At 25.3% G+C, this 811-nt stretch carries 2 protein-coding genes; both read right to left on the bottom strand.

Annotated features, from left to right (window positions below):
- Positions 1–76 precede the first annotated feature (76 nt).
- Positions 77–436, bottom strand: a complete 360-nt coding sequence (locus KA878_RS14055; protein ID WP_025907492.1) for a rhodanese-like domain-containing protein — start codon at positions 434–436, stop codon at positions 77–79.
- Positions 433–811: MarR family winged helix-turn-helix transcriptional regulator (locus tag KA878_RS14050; RefSeq protein WP_210142263.1), on the bottom strand; the 379-nt coding region annotated here is incomplete at its 5' end. The genes KA878_RS14050 and KA878_RS14055, both read right to left, overlap by 4 nt.

Genomic DNA, 811 nt, shown 5'->3' with positions numbered 1-811 from the left:
CTATTAATATCAAATCAATGAAAATTATTTCAAAAAAATATTCCTTTTTCTTCTGAAAAAGGAATCAAAAATAAAATTATTCTACATCTTCTAAAGGTAAACTCATACCTTTCCAACCTTCTAAAGCTCCAGATAATTCATACGCTTCAAATCCATGTTTATAAAATTCTAATAAAGCTGCCTTACCTAAAATAGTTCCACCAGTCCAATCATAAACTACATATATCTTATCTTTGTCTAAACTAGATAAATGATTTTTTAAATCTTTAGCAGGTATTTCAACAGAATTCTTGATTTTATCTTTTTTAACACTTTTAGGTGCATTTCTAACATCGATAACTACATATTTACTTGTTTCATTTTCCATATCTTTAAGAACTTCATGATGATTAATATAAAGACTTAGAAACGTGTCTAAAAACTCTACTTTATTCAAAATAGATGATCCTTTTCTAAATTATTTTTAAGTTTATTTGCTAATCTATAAAATTCTTCTTTTTCTTCTTCATTAAAAACTCCGAAAACTTTTGAAACAACTTCATAGTTATAAGGTAAAAATTCTTTTAATTTCATCAAACCAAGATCAGTTAATTGAACATAATTTGTTCTCTTATCATTAGATAAAGCTACTCTTTTAACTAACCCATTTTTTTCTAAACCTTTTAAAACTCCCGTTATAGTAGATTTCTTACTAGCTATTTTCTCAGATAATTTTGATGGAGCTAACGTCATATTTTTTTCATAAGACAATAACATCATGATTGTGAATTTAGATTCAGATAAATCGAATTTCTGTAATAACGTATCATGA

Source organism: Staphylococcus sp. GDY8P57P (genome assembly GCF_017892585.1).
Classification (GTDB): domain Bacteria; phylum Bacillota; class Bacilli; order Staphylococcales; family Staphylococcaceae; genus Staphylococcus; species Staphylococcus borealis.
Note: the sequence above shows the minus strand (reverse complement) of the source record. Positions and strands in the feature narration are given on the sequence as shown.